At 69.3% G+C, this 18,540-nt stretch carries 14 protein-coding genes and 3 pseudogenes; 12 read left to right on the plus strand and 5 right to left on the minus strand.

The window, feature by feature from the left end; translation table 11 throughout:
* The first annotated feature begins 146 nt into the window (after window positions 1–146).
* Complete coding sequence (locus tag BG482_RS02065; RefSeq protein WP_069767077.1) at window positions 147–1,109, plus strand: nuclear transport factor 2 family protein; 963 nt, start codon at window positions 147–149, stop codon at window positions 1,107–1,109.
* 838 nt (window positions 1,110–1,947) lie between these two features.
* On the opposite strand, the gene BG482_RS02070 is transcribed toward BG482_RS02065, so the two are convergent.
* The gene (locus BG482_RS02070; protein WP_069767078.1) at window positions 1,948–2,385 is read right to left on the minus strand and encodes a MarR family winged helix-turn-helix transcriptional regulator; all 438 of its coding nucleotides are present in this window, start codon (window positions 2,383–2,385) and stop codon (window positions 1,948–1,950) included.
* 608 nt (window positions 2,386–2,993) lie between these two features.
* On the opposite strand from BG482_RS02070, the gene BG482_RS02080 reads away from it, so the two are divergent.
* From BG482_RS02080 to BG482_RS02100, 5 genes are all read left to right on the plus strand, one after another.
* Window positions 2,994–3,800: an MBL fold metallo-hydrolase gene (locus tag BG482_RS02080; protein ID WP_069767080.1), complete on the plus strand. Its 807-nt coding sequence runs from the start codon at window positions 2,994–2,996 to the stop codon at window positions 3,798–3,800.
* 2 nt (window positions 3,801–3,802) lie between these two features.
* The gene (locus BG482_RS02085; RefSeq protein ID WP_107450317.1) at window positions 3,803–4,219 is read left to right on the plus strand and encodes a nuclear transport factor 2 family protein; all 417 of its coding nucleotides are present in this window, start codon (window positions 3,803–3,805) and stop codon (window positions 4,217–4,219) included.
* Window positions 4,220–4,256: 37 nt separating this feature from the next.
* On the plus strand, window positions 4,257–4,637 hold the full coding sequence (locus BG482_RS02090) for a nuclear transport factor 2 family protein (RefSeq protein ID WP_069767082.1): 381 nt from the start codon (window positions 4,257–4,259) through the stop codon (window positions 4,635–4,637).
* A gap of 134 nt (window positions 4,638–4,771) precedes the next feature.
* Window positions 4,772–5,923 carry an ABC transporter substrate-binding protein gene (locus BG482_RS02095; RefSeq protein ID WP_069767083.1) on the plus strand — a complete coding sequence of 384 codons (1,152 nt, stop codon included), beginning with the start codon at window positions 4,772–4,774 and terminating at the stop codon, window positions 5,921–5,923.
* An 890-nt stretch (window positions 5,924–6,813) separates the two neighbouring features.
* Window positions 6,814–7,365: a hypothetical protein gene (locus BG482_RS02100; protein ID WP_069767084.1), complete on the plus strand. Its 552-nt coding sequence runs from the start codon at window positions 6,814–6,816 to the stop codon at window positions 7,363–7,365.
* Between the two features lie 160 nt (window positions 7,366–7,525).
* Here the strand turns inward: BG482_RS02100 and BG482_RS02105 are convergent, their stop codons facing one another.
* The gene (locus BG482_RS02105) at window positions 7,526–7,978 is read right to left on the minus strand and encodes a hypothetical protein (RefSeq protein WP_069767085.1); all 453 of its coding nucleotides are present in this window, start codon (window positions 7,976–7,978) and stop codon (window positions 7,526–7,528) included.
* A gap of 304 nt (window positions 7,979–8,282) precedes the next feature.
* Between BG482_RS02105 and BG482_RS44840 the strand changes: the two are divergent.
* Together BG482_RS44840 and BG482_RS02115 are read left to right on the plus strand one after the other, a co-directional pair.
* Window positions 8,283–8,777 (plus strand): annotated as a pseudogene (locus BG482_RS44840) (NAD(P)H-dependent oxidoreductase).
* Window positions 8,778–8,894: 117 nt separating this feature from the next.
* On the plus strand, window positions 8,895–9,152 hold the full coding sequence (locus BG482_RS02115) for a DUF4190 domain-containing protein (protein WP_141746528.1): 258 nt from the start codon (window positions 8,895–8,897) through the stop codon (window positions 9,150–9,152).
* Between the two features lie 147 nt (window positions 9,153–9,299).
* On the opposite strand, the gene BG482_RS02120 is transcribed toward BG482_RS02115, so the two are convergent.
* The 3 genes and pseudogenes from BG482_RS02120 to BG482_RS44845 form a co-directional block, all read right to left on the minus strand.
* Complete coding sequence (locus tag BG482_RS02120) at window positions 9,300–9,665, minus strand: hypothetical protein (RefSeq protein WP_079141523.1); 366 nt, start codon at window positions 9,663–9,665, stop codon at window positions 9,300–9,302.
* Window positions 9,666–9,959: 294 nt separating this feature from the next.
* Window positions 9,960–10,242: pseudogene (locus BG482_RS40365) on the minus strand (transposase); the annotation flags it as partial.
* 2 nt (window positions 10,243–10,244) lie between these two features.
* Window positions 10,245–10,563 (minus strand): annotated as a pseudogene (locus BG482_RS44845) (transcriptional regulator); the annotation flags it as partial.
* 175 nt (window positions 10,564–10,738) lie between these two features.
* Between BG482_RS44845 and BG482_RS02130 the strand changes: the two are divergent.
* From BG482_RS02130 to BG482_RS02145, 4 genes are all read left to right on the plus strand, one after another.
* Window positions 10,739–11,956, plus strand: a complete 1,218-nt coding sequence (locus tag BG482_RS02130; RefSeq protein WP_079141524.1) for a sensor histidine kinase — start codon at window positions 10,739–10,741, stop codon at window positions 11,954–11,956.
* 52 nt (window positions 11,957–12,008) lie between these two features.
* Complete coding sequence (locus BG482_RS02135; RefSeq protein WP_069767090.1) at window positions 12,009–12,680, plus strand: response regulator transcription factor; 672 nt, start codon at window positions 12,009–12,011, stop codon at window positions 12,678–12,680.
* A gap of 298 nt (window positions 12,681–12,978) precedes the next feature.
* A complete protein-coding gene (locus BG482_RS02140) occupies window positions 12,979–13,344 on the plus strand; it encodes a hypothetical protein (RefSeq protein ID WP_069767091.1) in 366 nt (121 codons plus the stop codon).
* A 1,509-nt stretch (window positions 13,345–14,853) separates the two neighbouring features.
* Window positions 14,854–18,468: a glycoside hydrolase family 3 C-terminal domain-containing protein gene (locus BG482_RS02145; RefSeq protein WP_218108758.1), complete on the plus strand. Its 3,615-nt coding sequence runs from the start codon at window positions 14,854–14,856 to the stop codon at window positions 18,466–18,468.
* Window positions 18,469–18,540 lie beyond the last annotated feature (72 nt).

The raw sequence follows: 18,540 nt of genomic DNA on the forward strand, positions 1-18,540 counted from the left end.
TCGCTCCGGGCAAGAGCGTCGAGGAGGGCCAAGGGGCGGCAAAGACAGTTGACATGGACCGCTCCACGATGATTATCTGCTTAAGCAGAGATTGAAGCTTCAAGTTACTCCCCGGTTTCACTCGCATGAGATGTCTGGAGCGCACCATGCCCCCTACTGCCCCCACCACCTCCGCCCGCAGGGCCGTCGTCGCCTTCCTCGCCGCCGCCGCGGCCCTGGGCGCGGCCGCCGTACCCGCCGTACCCGCCGTGGCAGCTCCGCAGGGCCCGGCCGCCGGGCACGCGGCGCACGGCCATGGCGGCTACGGCGACACCGCCCGCCTCGGCTACCAGAAGACCGTCGCCATCACCGTCACCAAGAGGGTGTTCGAGCACGGGGACACCGCGGTCGTCGACCGCTTCGTACGGCCGGACTACATCCAGCACAACCCGACCGCGGCCGACGGGGCGGCGGGCCTCAGGGCCCTGGCCACCTCGATCCACCAGCAGTTCCCCGACGCCCGGTACGACGTCAAGCGGGCCATCTCCCAGGGCGACCTCGTGCTGCTCCACTCCAACGTGGTGCTGGTCCCGGGCACCAAGGGCGCGTCCGTCATCGACATCTTCCGTTTCCAGGGCGGGAAGGTGGCCGAGCACTGGGACGTGATCCAGAACGTGCCGGACACCACGGCCAGCGGCAACGACATGTTCTCCACGCTGAGTTCACCGCAGGTCTCGCAGCCCCTGGACCACCGGCTCACCCAGGCCAACCAGGCGCTGGTCACCAAGGCCTTCGACGAGCTCATTGTCCACAAGGACCTGACCGCCCTCGACCGCTACTGGGACCCCGGCTACCTCCAGCACAACCCGCAGATGCAGAGCGGCGTGCCCGCCGCGAAGGCCGGCCTCGGCGGTTACTTCGCCTCGGCACCGCAACTGACGGTCACCCCGAAGCGGATCATCGCCGAGGGCGACCTGGTGGCCGTCCACAGCCACTACGTCAACTATCCGGGAGACCGGGGCACGGCGATCCTGGACCTGTTCCGGGTGCGGAACGGCAAGATCGTCGAGCACTGGGACATCATCCAGAACGTCCCGGAGACCTCGGCCAATGGCAACGGCATGTTCTAGAGGCCGGGGCCCCGCCCGTCAGCCCCCGTGCCGGTCCGTCGACGTGGACGGTGGCGAACACCGCCCGGGCGCGGGTGCCGTCGGCCGCCTCCCAGACGCCGCTGACGTGGCCGGCCGCCGTCTCGGGGCGGGCGTCGGGTGCAGTGGGGTCCAGGTCGCGGTGCAGGCGCACGGCCCCGCCGTCCTCCGCGGTCAGGACGGTGCTCCGCTCGTCGTCGGTGCCCAGCGGGACCCAGCACGCCGGGGAGCAGCTACCGCAGCGTGCTCGCCAAGATCGTCGGTCGCCGGCTGGATTCCGAACACCCTCAGATCACCGAACCTACCTCAAGGTGCCTCGCGCGCTCTTCCGCGACCGGGGCGTTCGTAGCGCCAGCCAGTCGTTCCCAACTACCCTGCGGAACCAAGGGTGTTCAGGCGCGCGCGAGGCGTTCGGCCACGGCGTTTCCGTAACACCGTTCCGCGACGCCTGTCGCTGACGGCATGCCCGCACCCGGCAACGGTCCGAGCGGTACACAGCCGCCCTCGACCGCTCCACCCCCACCGCCCACGACCTGCCACATACCGGGCACTCCGCTTGCTCGCCACGCTGCATCGCGAAGACTCGCGCACGGGTCCGCCGACGCCTCCGCCGCCATCGTCTGCGGCAGCGGACCACCGCACTCCTGCCCATACCGCCGAGCCGTCTTGTCAGCTCCCCAACCCAGATGATCCAGTCGTACACACCTCACGACCAGGGAGCAAAACACCTACTGAACCGACGACCGTCAGGTGAGGCCAGAGGCAAGCTCTGGCGGCGCCCGAAGCCCGCGACGCGGCGGTCCGGATCAACGACAGGAGCTTACGCATTCGCGTCGCGGAGCGTGCGCAGGATGCGCTCGAGGTGGCGGCGGTCCTCGGCTGAGAGTGGCGCGGCGAGGTGATTGCGCAGGTGGGAGACGTGGGCGGTCAGTGCGTGGTCGAGCGCCTGACCGCCCTTGTCGGTCAGAACGGCGAGTGCGGCTCGCCGGTCGGCAGGATCGGGGTCGCGGCGGATGAGTCCTTCCTTTTCCATACGGTCGGCGAGCCGGGTGAAGCCGCCCGAGCTGAAGGACACGGCCTCTGCCAGGTCCGTCATGCGGAGCTGGTGGCCGGGGGTCCGGCCCAGCCGCAGCAACACTTCGAACCAGGTCTGCGGTATATCGAGATCGCGGTTCACCAGGGGCTCGATACGGCTGTGGGCCTCCACGAAGAGACCGAAGAGTGTCACATCGTCGTCGTTCAGCAGTTGCTCGTTCACTCCTCAAGGATGACAGAAGGACATGAGCGGAAGAATCTGCTATTGCGATATCTGCTGCAGCAGATATATTGTCTGCGTCGGCAGATACTTAGCCGTGTCCACCTCACAGATGTGGAGTCCGCCCCATGGGAAAGCGCGTCCAGGCCGCCTTCGGCGTCGTAGCTCCCATGGACGGCGTCCTCGCGTCCGGCCTGTCTGCGGCGCCCACTTCGGCGGACGTCGCCGCCTCCTCCACCGCCGAGCGGACCGGCTCAAGCGAGGAGGCCCAGTTGCGGACGCTGTACCGGCAGGCCGTGGCCGAAGGCGGCCGGCTCGTAGTCCTTACCGGTGGTGACAGGTCTGGGCAGGACGACTGCCTCAAGAACGCGTTCGAGAGGAAGCCTCGCTGCTCTCGACCGTTACAAGGCCCGCCTCAGCCTCTGCATCGGCGATGTACACGGCCCCAACTCGTCCGACCCCACGTCCTCAGCCTCCACCCGATCGACCAGCAGGGCACCCGAGGCTGAAGCCCTGCTCGACCCGGACTGCCCGCCTCGGCCCGGTTCACGCCGTACACCTCGCCGCGAGGCGATTTCCCCGACCGTCACCCTTCACCCGAGGAAGCACGCATGACCACTCTCTCCTTCACAGTCCTCGACCTGGACTTCCCGGCCGGCAGCAAGAACAAGACGGCCACCCTCGTCACCGGTGAGAACGAGGCCCTGCTGGTCGACGCCGCCTTCACCCGCGCCGACGGCCACCGCCTGGCCGCCGAGATCCTCGACTCCGGCAAGACGCTGACCACCGTCTTCGTCTCCCACGCCGACCCCGACTTCTACTTCGGCGCCGAGGTCGTCGCCGACGCCTTCCCCGAGGCGAGGTTCGTCGCCACCCCGATCGTCATCGAACACATCCAGCACTCCTACGAGGGCAAGCTCAAGGCCTGGGCGGCGCTCGGCCCGAACCTCCCCACCCGCCTGGTCGACCTCGAGCCGCTGACCGGCGACCTCACCCTGGAGGGCCACACCTTCCAGCTCAAGGGCGGCCCGACGACCCTGCCCGACCGCCACTACCTCTGGCAGGCCGAGCACCGCGCCCTGCTCGGCGGCGTCCTGCTCTTCCAGCAGGAGCACGTCTGGGTCGCCGACACCCCCACCCCCGGCGACCGCGCCGCCTGGATCGACCTGCTGGACGAAATGGCCGCCCTCGAACCGCAGTTGGTCGTGCCCGGCCACCGCCTCCCCGGCACCGCTGCCGACGCCTCCGCCATCGCCGCCACCCGTGACTACCTGGTCGCCTTCGAGGAGGAACTCGGCCAGGCCGCCGACGGTGCGACGCTGAACGACGCCCTCGTCAAGCGTTTCCCGGACAACGGCATGCTGATCGCCGCCCAGATCGGCTCGAAGGTCGCCAAGGGCGAGATGAAGTGGGGCTGACGATGAGCGAGTTCGCCAGCTCCACCGCTCCCGCCGACGTCGTCCGCCGCCAGTACCTGGCCTCCGCGGCCGGCGACCTGGACGCCCTGCGCGCCACCCTCGCCCCCGACGTGGAGTGGACGGAGATGGCCGGCTTCCCACTGGCCGGGACCTACCGCACTCCCGAGGGCGTCACCTCGAACGTCATGGAGCAGCTGGGCAAGGAGTGGGACGGCTGGACCGCCCACGACGACACCTACGTCGTCGACGGCGAGAACGTCGTCGTCCTCGCCCGTTACACCGCGACCAACAAGGCCACGGGCAAGGCGATCGACGTCCGTGTCGCTCACCACTTCGTCGTACGGGGCGGACTCATCGTCCGCTTCGAACAGTTCGTCGACACCGCCCTGGTGCGCGACGCCATGGCCCCCGGCGCCTGACCGGGCACGCACGCCCCGTCCGAGGAAGGATCGACCGATGTCCACAGCGGACAACAAGAAGCTCGTCATCGCCTTCTACGAGCAGGCGTTCAACGACGGCCGGCCGGAGCAGGCAGCAGCCGCGCATCTCGGCGCCACCTACACCCAGCACAACCCCGGCGCCCCCGACGGCGCCGAGGGCTTCATCGGCTACGTGCACTGGCTGCGCGGCCAGTTCCCCGACCTGCACCTGGACATCGAGCGCGCCCTCGCCGAAGACGACCTGGTCTTCACCCACAGCCACCTGCACCTCAAGCCCGGCGACCGCGGCATGGCGGTGGCCGACATCTGGCGGATCGCCGACGGCAGGATCGTCGAGCACTGGGACGTCGTACAGGAGGTCCCCGAGGAAAGCGCCAACGACAACACCATGTTCTGACCCCACAGCAGCAGCACGGTGCCCGGGTACAGCACGGGTGCTGTACCCGGGCGCCGTGCTGCTGCGCTGCCGTGGTCCAGCCGCACCACACAGACAACCGAACAGAACAGAACGGACAGAGAGGCTCCCCCACCATGACCAGCCTTCCCAGCCGACGCCGCCTGCTTGCCACCGGAGCGGGCGCCGCTCTCGGTCTCGGTGTCGCCGCTGCCTCCGTCACCCCCGCTCAGGCCGCCACCGGCCAAGCCTCTGCGGGGCGCGGGGCGACGGGCGGCGCCGAGGAGAAGCGGACTCTTGACGCGCTCTACCAGGCAGCCCTCGCGGAGGGCGGCAAGCTCGTGCTCTACGCCGGTGGTGACATCTCCAGCCAGGCGGACGGAATCCGCAACGGCTTCAAGAGCCGCTTCCCGGACATCGACCTGACAGTGGTCGTCGACTACAGCAAGTACCACGACGTCCGCGTCGACAACCAGTTCGCGACCGACACCCTGATACCCGACGTCGTACAGCTCCAGACCGTGCAGGACTTCGTGCGCTGGAAGGAGCAGGGCCGCCTGCTCGCCTACAAGCCGGCCGGCTTCTCCAAGCTCTACGCTCCCTTCAAGGACCCGCACGGCGCATGGGTCGCCGTCCAGGTCAGTGCCTTCAGCTACATGTACGGTCCCGCCGCGGTCGGCTCCGACATCCCCAGCGGTCCGCTCGACCTGGCCGACGCCCGCTGGAAGGGGAAGATCGCCTCCTCCTACCCGCACGACGACGACGCCGTCCTCTACCTCTACACCCTCTACGTGCAGAAGTACGGCTGGGACTGGCTGGCTCGACTGGCCACCCAGGACCTTCAGTTCGCCCGCGGCAGCTACACCCCGAGCGCGGCCGTCACCAGCGGCCAGAAGGCCATCGGCATCGGCGGCTCCGGCGCGCCGCTGTCCACCGGGCCGGTCAAGTGGGTGCTGCCCGAGCAGGCGCCGTTCATGTCCTGGGGACAGCGGGCCGCGATCCTCAAGCAGGCCAAGAACCCCACCGCCGCCAAGCTGTACCTGAACTGGCGGCTCTCCGTCGAGCAGCAGAAGGCCGCCACCAACGGCTGGTCGGTCCGCACCGACGTCACCCCGCCGAGCGGGCTGAAGCCCGTCTGGGAGTACCCCAACGGCAACCTCGACGGCTTCCCCAAGTTCATGGCCGACCGTGCGGCGATCGAGCGCTGGAAGCAGACCTTCGCCCTGTACTTCGGTGAGGTCAAGGGAGACCCGTCACCGGGCTGGCTCGGACTGCACCCCGGAGCCTGACCGCCGCCGGTGCCGCCCGGCCCCGCGCTCCCCGCGCGGTGGGCCGGCGGCCCGCCACGACATCAAGAAGTGCTCCTCCCTGGACAAGGCCCTGCGAGACCATGTGGAGTCCGACGATCCGCACTGCGACGTGATCGTGGATCTCACCGACTGCTGATCAGACAAAGGGCTGCCCGTCGTTGGCCGGCGCCGCTTGATCTGGTACTGCTGCGCAACCCGGAACACGCTCACCCCAACCGTCCCGGCCCTGCACCGTGCGATGCGGGATGCGCTCGTCGTCCGGGAGGAGGCTGTGGCGGCCGGGTACGGCATCGCCACGTGGGCGGCCGCACCCTGTCGGCGCAGAGGGCGCGTCCGACGCTGGGGAGGGTACTCACGGGCGGCGGGGCGCCCCCGCGTCGGCGGGGAGGACTCAAAGTCCGGGTTGAGGCCGTCGAACACCGCCGGAGTACGCCCGCGTCGGGGAGGACCTCGAGCGGTGCTGGCGCTGGCGGAGAGGCGGGCCGCGCGTGATGAAGCTCCTGACCGGGCCGTCCGGTCGGGGGTCAGTCACGCATGGACGTCTACGCCCTATCGGTCGCGCGGTACCGCTCGACGCATCCACCGTGGCAGGCTGGGGGCGCATTGCCGCCACCAGTTGGTCGCTCAAGGTGACGGGCGATAGCTCGCCAGTTCGCGATGTCCTGCGCTGCTGTGCGTCCAGCCGAGTCGCCCGCGCGCATGCTCGTACGGAGTGCCGGCAGGCTTGGCCCCTCCGTCATTCGACACGACCCACGGCCTGGCCAGCCTCCTCACCGACGACGCGCCCGCGCCCGCGTGGTGGCGCAGTGGGCCGGCCTCCTGGACCAGAAGCTGCGGGCGTTGTCGGCGCCGGAGGTTACGGTCACGGCATGGGAGACACGTTCCAGACCGTCGTAGACCGCGACGCGACCCCCGACGACGCTCCGCGCCTCGCGCGGGCCGTGGTGGACCTGCTCGTCGCCGAGGGCATCGTGCTGGCCGAGGCGGAGCCCGGCTGGGCCCTGGGCGACGACCCGGCCCACCCGCCCGGCCCTCACTGGCACAGGGCGGTGACGGACGCGCTCGGGGGTTCGCCGGAGGGCGTCGCCGTCCACACCCGGCACCACATCTTCTACAGCAGCTTCGACGACCGGTGGGCCGCTGTGGTGGCCTGCCCGTGCTGCGGTACGGGCCTCCGCGACACGGCGCTCTTCTCGGCCCCGATCGACCGCTGGTACCGGACCGGCGAGTCCGACGTCGACTGCCCCGCCTGCTCCGAGACCGTCCCCCTGGCCGCCTGGAACTGGACCGAGGACCATCTGGCCTTCGTCCACCTCGGCTTCGAGTTCTGGAACTGGCCCCGGCTCGCCGAGGAGTTCCGCGCCCGCCTGGGCCGGCTCCTGGGCGGCCACCGCACGGCGTACCTCACCGGCAAGGTCTGAACCCTGAAGAGCCCGTCCCGGGCCGCTCGCAACTCCCGGCGGCCGCCCCCTGGCACCCCTCGGCGACAACGGCTCCAGCACCGCCCACTGCTCGTCCGTGAGATCTCCCCGCCTTATGAACCGTGATCATCCACAGCCCGAGATCCGCTTCCGATACGGTCTAGATCGGGCCGAGTCCCGACTTCCAAGCGCCGAAGATCGGCAGCCCCGCGCAGCTCGCGCCGGCGCAGTTCCAGATCTGGGTGATGGTGCGGTGCTTGTACGCGGAGGGGTTGTACTGCAGGTGGTAGCCGCCCCCTCTGTTGCACACCTTGGATACCGCTGCCTTGACGACGCTGTTCTGGTTCGTCACCAGCATGAGGATGTGTCCCTCGTCGTCGTGGGAACTGCGAACGGTGACCTTTGCCGAATGCGCGCCGCCCGGGCGGAGCGTGATGGACCCGGCGGGCTTGGGCGCTCCGCTGCACGGCCCGGCCACCTTCGCACCGTCCCATGACAGGTAGGGACGCATGCTGTCCGCGGAGGCGACGCCGGACGTCGCCAGCGCGAATCCGGCGGCGACGACCACGGCGGGCAGGAGGCGGACAGAGGTACGCGTGAGTGTGCTGGACATGGGAGCCAACTCTCTTTCGGTAGGAGGTGACCGGGTTGTTCCGGTCATCGAAAATTAGCCCGACGGGCCGGTCAGGCTCATCCACCGCCGGATTGAAGTGCGGCTACCACCAGGGTGGTAGGAGCCTTACAACGGGGGTTGCAGACGCGGGATCCGGCACCGGTGGCGGCGACCGCAGGTGTCGACGTCAACCGCTCGGTGGACGACCCGGATGCCGCCGCTCTTACGATGCGCCGATTCGCGTGAACCCTGCTGCTCCGGTCACGGCGGCAACGCAGCCCCACCTCACGGCCACACCGCGCAGATCGCCACGGCCGTCGCGGACGGCGCACGCCCCGTCGTCGGGACGCAGGTCCACCGCATGGACGTCGCCTCCCCCAGCGACGCCGGCTGAGAACCGATGGACGCCGCGGACGGCATCATCTTCGGCACTCCCACCTACATGGGCACCGCGTCCGGCGCGTTCCACGCCTTCGCCGAGGCCACCAGCAAGCGGTGGATGACCCGCGCCTGGAACGACAAACTCGCGGCGGGATTCACCAACTCCGGCTCCATGAGCGGTGACAAGCTGCACACCCCGCAGTACCTCTCGCTCCTGGCGGCCCGGCACGGAATCCTCTGGGTGAGCATGGCAGCGCCGACCAGGGCGGCCAAGGCCATGGCGCGCGGCACGTCGCCCGGCCTGCCACCGCGATCAGGCGTCCTCGGTCCAGAGGGACACCGAGGGCTGGGGCCAGGGTGGCCCATCCGTACCACCTCGCCATGGGACGGTTCTCGTAGAATGGGTCGCCGCCACTAGACAGGGGAACCAAACGTGACCGGAGGGGTTCAGAAAACCAGTGCGGTGGGAGCTCCTACGCGCAACACAGCTGCGCGGATCAGTGGCTGGGCCGCCTTTCTGGGCGCCTGTCTGATCGTGGGCATCTTCGTGACACCGATGTTCTGGCTGCTGTACGGCGGGTTGTACACGTTCCTCCTGTTCGTGTCCGGCGTCATCGCGATCCCCGCCGGCCACCTCGGTCGCCGCCGAGGCAAGCGCCTCGGCGGTCGCGATCGCGGTGTGGCGCTGTTCGCTATCGTGACCGGCTGGATCCTGATCCTTCTGAGTCTGCTGCTGGTCCTGGCTTACGCGGGGCTTTCGGCAGGGTTGGCGCTCCTCGCCGACCCTGCGTGAGCACCTGCGACAAGACACCTGCCTCAGTGGTGACAACCAGGTCGCTTCGACCGGTTTCCTTCACCAGCTCAACCGGCTCTGCCGGTGACAACTGTCGTGTTTCGGCTCACTTGAGTGACTGAGCACTCCAGTTGGCGTGTGAGGGCTTCAGTTGGCGAGTCGGTTCGCGCGGACCAGCCACCGCCAGCGGCGGCGCTCGGTGACGAGGGTGGCGGTGGCCAGCAGGGTCACGGCGACCGCCGCCCAGGCGGGCCAGGCCAGCCACGAAGAGACCACAGCCGCTGCGAGCTGGAGCAACACCAGCAGGATCGTGACCCAGCCCGGCACCGCGATGATCACGTTGGCCTTGTCCCCCGGCGTGGAGAACAACGTCGGAAGGCCGATCAGGGCCACCACGGACAGGGCGGCAAGCAGCCACGAATGGCTGGCCAGGGCCCAGGGGGCGGCCACCCACGCGACGAGCTCCGTCGCGAAGCGCAGGGCGGACGCAGCACGGTCGTCCGGCCTTCTCAAGGTCGTTGCCCCATCAGCAGCATCGTCACCCGCAGACGATCTCACGGAGCGCAGCTGACTGCTAGGGGCCGGTCCTGGGCCGCCCGCGCCGCGAGTCCGCGGCCCTGCCCACCCCGTGCGCCTCGTGGCCGACAGGAACGCGGACTTCTGTAATCCTCGGGCCTTCTCGGCGCGGCCGGATCTCAAGTCCGGCCTGATCGAAGGAACTTACACCTTGGAGTCGAGCGGACCGCACGGCCGCCCCATCGCCGAGATGCGCCTGCGGGTTTGTGCGTCCCGGCCCGGCCACCGCGTCTACAGGTGGGCGCTACCGGGCATGGCGTGGTGGACGCCATCGCCCTTGAGACGGCAGTCGCGAGGCCGGTGCCGCAGTAACCGCCGTCCGCGATGACCATGGTCTTGCCGACGGGTCCTTGACCCCGGACAGCTCCCACGCCTTGCAGTCGTTGCGGTTGCCGGGCAGCGGCCGGCCAACGGCGACGACGAGCCGGGTGCCGGCGTCGATGACGACCTGGTGGTTGGTCGAGTACCGATAGTTCATCGACTGCTCGGCCACTGTGTGATCCCGGGCCGGGACCGGTCGACAGCGATGGCGCACGTGGTCACGGTCGTCATCAGGTGCAGCTCACCGTACGAGGACTGCAGGCGGAGCGGAACTGCGAAACCGAGCGGCCCGGCGGACGGATCCAGTTGGGGAACGTACCCGGTGAGCTCGGCCGCGCAACTCTTCCAGGTGGCCGAGGCGGGCCAGGATGTGGCGCGCCCGTTCAGCGAGGTTGCGGACGCGGGGAGCCAGGCCGTCGGGATGTGGCGCGAGGCGGTAAACGTTCATGCCCGGGCCCACCAGCTCGGGGGCAGTCCCTTCGGTGATCAGGTCGAATGCGGTGTTCGCGGCGACCGGGCCGTGGGGCTGAGGCCGCTTGTCCGTCGTACGGCTGATCCCGCCGTCGGCAGCACTGGAGGTTGAGCGGGAACGCGCCTCTGCCGGGAGGACGACAGCCGGTGATACAACTACGGTCGTAGGTGCACTCGTTCGCCGGGCAGCGCGATCACCTCTGGCCTAGGCTCTGAGCATGGTCGCGCAGCACACCTGGACCACGACGGTTCGCAGGGCCCTTCCGCAGGCGGCGGACATCGTCTATGCCATCGGGTCTCTCGCGGTCTCAGCGACCATGCTGCACAACTGGCTCGACCCGCACGGCTACTGGCGGGCTCCCGATGCCTTCGCCTACGCCCTCCTCGCTCTGGTCTACCTGCCTCTGGCCCTGCGCCGCCGGGCCCCGGTGACCGTACTGATCAGCACAGCGGTCTGCGTTCTGTGCTACTTCACCTTCGGCTACTACCACGTCGTCGTTGTCTGCGGACTCGGCCTCGCGTTCTACACTGTCGCGGCTCGGCGTCCACGTGCCGTCGCGGCGAAGTGCGCGATCGCGTCACTGCTCGTCCTGTTGTGGGGCACCCGGCTCGCTGAGCCCGGAATCGGGCCACTGAGTGTGGCCTTCGTGACCATGATGGTCGCCGTCACGTGGGTGACGGGCGACCGGTCCCGACGGCTGGCGGAGCGCGGCGAGCGGCTGGCTGCGCTCACCGAGCAGTTGCGGCTGGAGCAGGAGGAGACCGCGCGGCTGGCCGTCACCGCCGAGCGCATGAAGATCGCACGTGAGCTGCACGACGTGGTGGCCCATCACGTGTCCGTCATCTCCGTCCAGGCGGGTCTGGCCGGATATGTCTTCACCTCCGATCCGGCAACTGCCCGAAAGGCGCTGAACACCATTGCCGGCAGCACCCATGAGGCGATGGCGGAAATGCGCCGCCTGCTGGTCGTGCTGCGGGAAGGCGCCGGGCGAATCGGCTCCGGGCACCGCGCGGAGGCCGGCGAGCTCAACGCCCCCCTCGGACTCGGCCAGCTCGAGCAGCTCGTCCAACGAGTACGGGATGCGGCCGTTCCGGTCGATGTCCGCATCACGGGCACGGCGTACATGTTGTCGCCCGGGCTCGATCTGTGCGTCTACCGGGTCATTCAAGAGGCGCTCACGAATGTCATGAAGCACGCGCCGTCGGCGAAAGCAACCGTGATGGTGCACTACGACGACTGTGCGATCCGCGTCCGCGTGGCCGATGACGGACAGGGACGACGAACTTCTGCCACTGCCCCTGCCAACGCGGCGGCTCATGGTTTGATCGGAATGCATGAGCGCGTCAGCGCCTATGGAGGAACAGTGACTGCGGGACGGCGACCAGAGGGCGGTTTCGAAGTCAGTTTGACCGTCCCCATGCCCGTCAACGGGTAAGGGGTGGTATCTCGGCTCCTGTGCGGGGCCGCGGGGAAGGCTGAAGTCACCTATGCCCACAGTGCTCGTCGTAGACGACCAGTACCTCATTCGCTCGGGCATCGTCGCGCTCCTGCAGGCGGCGCCGGGATGTCAAGTCGTCGGAGCGGCGGAGAGCGGGGAGGAAGCGATTCGGCTCGCCGCGGAGACCCGGCCCGACGTGATCCTCATGGACATACAGATGCCGGGCATGAGCGGAATCACCGCCACCGAACGGCTACTGGCCCAGGCGCCGGACCACGCCCCCAAGGTGCTCGTGCTCACCACGTTCGACCTCGACGAGTACGTCTACGGCGCCCTTCGCGTCGGCGCCAGCGGTTTCCTGCTCAAAGACACCCCGCCCGAGCGGTTGCTCGCCGCCATCGACACTGTGCACGCCGGAGACATGCTGTTCAGTCCCCCCGTGGTCAAGGGGCTTGTCGAGGCCTGTACGCCCCGCGGCGCCGCACCGGAGCCACACCCAGGGCTGGACGCTCTGACGCCCAGAGAGCTGGAGGTACTCGGCCTGGTCGGGACGGGCATGTCCAACTCCGATATCGCCCAACGGCTCGTGCTGAGCTCTGCGACGATAAAGACTCACGTCCATCGCTGCATGAGCAAGCTCGCCTTGAACAGCCGGGCCCAGGCGGTCGTCTTCGTCTACGAGACCGGACTGGTCGAGCGGAACCCCGTTACTGGTCCCTGAAGGATCCCGGAAACCTCGTAGGAGAGGTCGGAGCCGATCGGCGTGATGCAAGCGGTGACGCCGTGCACGCCGGCCGCGAAGTACGCCTCGCCGTAGTCCCTTGGGGCGACTCGGCGGGCCGCTGGGCGTGCCGCCCCGGCGGGACGAACTGGGTGCGCCAGCATTACCGGACAGGCCCGGCGGTGTGCCCGACACCGCCCGTTCCGCTGTCGTCCGCTGTCGTCCGCTCGCGGACCGGAGCGCCCGCGGGTCACGTCCCGTGGAGCGGCCGATCCCTGAAGATCCGGAGTTCCCACTGATGGTGACCGTGTTTCGCATCGTCGCGCCCCCCACCGGTATCGAGGTCACGGGCGACGGAAGCAGTCCTACCGACGAGGAGATGGCGCAGGAAAAGGAAGCCCGGCAGTCCTTCCTGGACGCCGTTTCACCCCATCTCGCTGCTCTGCCGGCGCAGCCGCCCCATCGTTCGGGCAACGTCTCGAACGTGGAACTGCTCGGCGGGGACGTGTGGTCGCAGCTGAACCAGTACCTGCTGCTGGTCACCGTCGACATCGGAGACCCGCGGATCGACTTCGACTCCTTCATGCCGCCCGGCACCACCGTCACCCGCGTGGCCGGCGACCTCGTCCCGCTGTCCCAGTGGCCGGACGGCGACCTGGCCTGACCGGCACGCCGGCCCGCCCGCCCCGCTGTTCCCGGTCGAGGCTCGGGGCCGGGCAGGCCCACAAACGCGGCGGGGTGACCAGTCGGTTCGCTGTGTTCCTGGCCGCCCCTTACCCGCGTCGAGGTCCGGGCTCTCGCGGCGGCTCACGTGGCTGCGGGAGCAGCGGTGCCGTCGACGGACTGGGCCGCTGAGACCACGGCGGGGCTTGTGCGAAATCCCTTGCGCGGAACTCGGTGCACGAGCCGGGGCCAGGTCCCTCCGTCAAACCCTGCGATCTGAGGCAGCAAGTACGGCGAGGAGGCGCGCGGAGCCCGCGTGACAGCCGCAGTGCCCGCCGGAGCGAACAAAGCCGAGTGTCAGGAGTTGCTGGGCTTCCACTCCGTAGGAGATGAGACGTCCGTTCCCCAGGAGACGACCAGCGCCGAGATCGCCGCGCACGACGCCCGGCCCCGTCCGGCCCTGACCCCTTGTACGGTTCCAGAGATCCCTACGGCTCGCCCGGGGCATCCTCGTCGCCAGCGCCACCACCGGCCGCCTGTCCTTCGGCACAGGGAGCCGCCGCGCTCGCGTACCGCATGTCTGCCGATCCACCTCAAGCCTGGTCCATGCACACCTCTTGAGGATGCGTCGGCGTATGTGGCAGGCTCATGACGACCGGACGCTCGGCCAATGTGTCGACCTCATGTCATGCACTCTCACTACCCCCCACCATGGATGTGAGCGCTTACTCGAAACGGTCGGCGATCGCGTCCCCCTTTCAGGAGTGCCTCCGTGCAGCCAGGAATGGCCCGCGCCGACCCCCCAGAGCGACATAGAAGCCAGTGGCATCTGACCGCCAGTAGCTGATTGACAGGCGTCGGCGCTAGGGACGGCGAGCCCGGAAGTCCACCCGTCACAGGTGCCGAGCGTCTTGGATGAGTACTACTCATCAAGCCCGGGTGGCGTCCGCTCGCGTCCGGGTGAGTCGACCATGATGGCTTTGCCAAGGAGCGAGATATGCCCGTCTCCTTCTCCGAAGAGGGTTGCGACAAGGTCGACGGCAGAGCCGACGCTCGCACCGGTGCCGGGTGATGGCCGTGTTCGGAGACGTCGCAGCGCTCGGCGGTTCGGCGGTGGCCCCGCCCCACCGTCCACCGGGCCGGTACGGACACACCCGCCGCCACCGCGTCGCTGCCCTACGCCGTCCACGCCTGAGGCCGGCCGTGCCTCGCGGCCCACTCGACCACGAGGGAGCCTTTCGCGTCGTACAGCGAGCCGCTGCGCCGGATCCGGCGCGCATCCCGCCACGCCGTTGTCGCCCGGCTACGCGTTTGCTGTCACCGGCAACCCGGTACAGGCCGACATCACCGCGGCCGGTTATGGCAGGGCCGGGCGGGGAACCGGGCCATGCCGCTCGCAGCCGCGCGGCGTGGGCCCCTGGACACACCGTGCGGCTGTTCCCCCTTCCCCCAACGATGCGCAAGGAGGCACGCGATGCCCAGACCCACCACACCCTTATTACGCACGGCCGTGGCAGCCGTCTGTTCTTTCGGCCTGCTCGCTACGGTCAGCGCCACGGCTCATGCCGGTCCGCAGTCCGCGGTCCGGGCGTCCCCGCCCATCTACCTCGACACCTCCTACTCCTTCCCGGAGCGGGCCGCGGACCTCGTCTCACGGATGTCCCTGGACGAGAAGGTCCTGCAGCTGCGCACCAACAGCGCGCCGGCCATTCCGCGGCTGGGCGTACAGCAGTACACGTACTGGAGCGAGGGGCAGCACGGCATCAACACGCTCTTCGCCAACACCAACCCGGGCTCCGTGACCGGAGGTGTGCACGCCACCAGCTTCCCCACCAACCTCGCCGCGTCCATGTCCTGGGACAAGGACCTGATGTACAAGGAGACGACGGCGGTCTCCGACGAGGCCCGAGGCCTGCTGGACAAGTCGCTGTGGGGAACCGGGCAGAACAACCTCGGGTCCTCGCGGGACAACTACGGGATGCTCACCTACTGGGCGCCGACGGTCAATCTCGACCGTGACCCGCGGTGGGGCCGCACCGATGAAGCGTTCGGCGAGGACCCGTACTTCACCGGGCAGATGGCGGGCGCGTTCGTCAACGGCTACCAGGGCCAGCATCCCGACGGCACCCCGCGGAGCAAGTACCTGAAGGTGGCCGCGACGGCGAAGCACTACGCGCTCAACAACGTCGAGCAGGACCGCACCGGCATCAGTTCGAACGTCTCGGACGACGACCTGTTCGACTACTACACGGCCCAGTTCAAGAGCCTCATCGAGAAGTCGCATGTCGCGGGCCTGATGACGTCGTACAACGCGATCAACGGCACGCCCTCGGCGGCCAACACGTACACCACCGACCAGATCGCGCAACGCACGTACGGCTTCGGCGGGTACATCACCTCCGACTGCGGCGCGGTCGGCACCACGTACCAGTCCTTCCCCTCCGGCCACGACTGGGCGCCGCCCGGCTGGACCACCGACCACAAGGGCGCGAACGCGACGTGGACCAGCACCGCCACGGGCCAGAAGGTGTCCGGAGCAGCAGGCGGCCAGGCGTACGCACTGCGCGCGGGCACCCACGTCAACTGCACGGGTGCGGAGGCCACCTCACCCAATGTGGAGCAGGCGATCAAGGCCGGCGTCCTCAGCGAAGGCGTCGTCGACAACGCGCTGGTGCACCTGTTCACCGTCCGGATGCGGACCGGTGAGTTCGACCCTGTGGACCAGCAGGAATACACGAAGATCACCAAGGACGTCATCGAGTCCCCGGCCCACCAGGCCCTGGCGCGAACCGTCGCCGACAACGCGCTCGTCCTCCTGCAGAACGACAAGGTCGCCGGTACCGGCAGACCGCTGCTGCCGGCCGACCCGGCCAGGCTGGACAAGGTCGTCATCGTCGGCGACCAGGCCGGGAAGGTCACTCTGGGCGGCTACTCTGGCGATCCCACCAAGAAGGTGGACGCCGTTCAGGGCATCACGGCCCAGGTCAAGGCGGCCGATCCCGACGCGCAGGTCGTCCACGACGCGGCCGGCACCTCCAGCACCGCGACCGGCGCGGTGACGCTGAGTGCCGAGACCCGGGCCGCCGTCAAGAGCGCCGACCTGGTGATCGTCGCGGTCGGCACCGACGATGCCACCGCGGGCGAGGGCAAGGACCGCGCCGGGCTGGCCCTGCCCGGCAACTACGGCAGCCTCATCGACCAGGTCACCGCCCTGGGCAACCCGAGGACGGTGCTGGACATCCAGTCCGACGGGCCCGTCGCCATCGAGCCCTACCGCGCCAAGGTGGCCTCGATCGTCTTCGCCGGCTACAACGGCGAAAGCCAGGGTGACGCCCTCGCCGACGTCCTGTTCGGCAGGCAGAACCCCGGCGGGCACCTCAACTTCACCTGGTACAAGGACGACTCGCAGCTGCCCGCCCTCTCCGACTACGACCTCACCCCCGGCGCCACCGGCGGTCTGGGCCGCACCTACCAGTACTTCACGGGCGCGCCGACCTACCCCTTCGGCTACGGCCTGAGCTACACCACCTTCGCGTACTCCCACGTCCGCGCCGACCGCTCCGCCGTGAACGCCGACGGGACGGTGACCGTCCGCTTCGACGTCACCAACACCGGCACCGTGCCCGGAACCACCGTCGCCCAGCTCTACGCGGGCACCGGCTTCACGGTCAGGGACCGCGAACTGCCGAAGAAGCGGCTCGTCGGCTTCCAGAAGACCCGGGTTCTCCAGCCCGGCGCCACCCAGCACATCACCCTGCGCGTCCGGGTGCCCGACCTCGCCTTCCACGACGGCCGGAAGGCCAGGCAGATCGTCCACGCCGGCACGTACCGGTTCGAGGTGGGGCCGGACGCCGCCACCACCGCCGGGGCCGCCAGAGTCGCCGTGCACGGCAGCCTCACCCCGCACGTGAAGTACGTGACCGTACAGCCGGAGGCCGTCGTCCACAGGGCGGGCGACACCATCGACCTCACCGCCCGCAACCGGTGGATCAAGGACGACACCGACCCCACGGCCCAGCCCGGCCGCAACCTCGACGTCACCGCCGACCACGTCGTGGAGGCGGTCAACGACGACGGCTCCTTCCTGGACCTGTCCAAGGCCAAAGTCCGCTACACCAGCAGCGATCCCTCCGTCGCCACCGTCAGCCGTAGGGGGCTGGTCACCGCGGTCGGCAACGGCGTGGCCACCATCCGCGCGACCGTGCACGGCGTCACCGGCTCCGCGGTGATCCGCGTCCACCACACACTGACCCTCGCCGCCGACCCGATCGTCAAGCCCGGTGCCCTCGCCACGGCGACCACCACCTACACCAACACCGGCCCGACCGCCCTGCCGAACGCCTCGGTCACCCTGGAGGTGCCCGACGACTGGCGGGCCACCCCGACCTCACCGGCCACCTTCCGCAGTATCCCGGCCGGCGCCTCGGTCAGGACCACCTGGACGGTCACGCCGCCCGCGGATGTCAGGCCCGGCCCCTACGCCCTCGCCGCCTCGGCCCGCTACCAGGGCGCCCGAGCCAGCGACGACGCGGCCGGCCAGCTGGCCGTCCCCTACGCGTCCCTCAGCGACATCACCAAGAACACCGGTATCAGCGACGACGCCACTCCCGGCGCCGCCAATCTCGACGGCGGCGGTCAAAGCCTGTCCCAGCAGGCCCTCGCCACCCGGGGGATCACCTCCGGCGGCACGGTCACCCACGGCGGACTGACCTACACCTGGCCCGTCACCGGCACCGGCAAGCCCGACAACATCGTGGCCGGTGGCCAGACCGTGCCGTTCGCCGGAAGCGGCACCAAGCTCGGCTTCCTCGGCACCGCCGACTACGGCAACGCCTCTGGCACCGGCCTGATCACCTACACCGACGGCACCAGCCAGCGCTACACCCTGTCCTTCGCCGACTGGTGGAGCACCGGCCCCGCCGACGGCACCGACATCGTCGCCACGACCGACTACATCAACATCAACAGCGGCAGCGGAAGGGTCCAGCAGAAGGTCAACGTGTACGGCGCCACCGTGCCGCTCCAGGCAGGCAAGACCGTGGCCTACCTGACCCTGCCGAACGTCGGCTCCGACGCGGTGTCAGGCCAGGTGGCCATGCACATCTTCGCCACAGCCATCGGCTGACCACCCATCCCCGGCCGGCCACCCGCCCCCGGCGGGCGCCGCATCCCSCGGCGCCCGCCGGTCCTCCCCCCA

This window comes from Streptomyces sp. LUP30 (assembly GCF_001746365.1).
Classification (GTDB): Bacteria; Actinomycetota; Actinomycetes; order Streptomycetales; family Streptomycetaceae; genus Streptomyces.